Raw genomic sequence first — 278 nt, 5'->3', positions numbered from 1 at the left:
GCACCAGACCGCTCGCCGCTGCGCATCTCTACCTCCCAGGTAGTGGCGGTGGACGACCAGGGCGGCGCCGTGTCGATGACCACCACGGTGGAAGCGGCATTCGGCTCCCATGTGATGGTCCAGGGCTTTTTGCTCAACAACCAGATGACCGACTTCTCGTTCATCCCCGCAGAAAACGGCCAGCCTGTGGCCAACCGTGTACAACCGGGCAAACGCCCACGCTCGGCCATGGCGCCGACCTTGGTGTTCGATCGCCACACGGGCGAACTGCTGGCTAC

1 protein-coding gene is annotated in these 278 nt (G+C 64.0%); it reads left to right on the top strand.

The features are described 5' to 3' along the window. Positions 1-278 (top strand): gamma-glutamyltransferase (locus AAEY88_RS13285; RefSeq protein ID WP_350563148.1); only part of this gene is annotated, 278 nt, incomplete at both ends.

This window comes from Psychrobacter sp. CAL346-MNA-CIBAN-0220 (genome assembly GCF_040309805.1).
Taxonomy (GTDB): domain Bacteria; phylum Pseudomonadota; class Gammaproteobacteria; order Pseudomonadales; family Moraxellaceae; genus Psychrobacter.
Note: the sequence above shows the minus strand (reverse complement) of the source record. Positions and strands in the feature narration are given on the sequence as shown.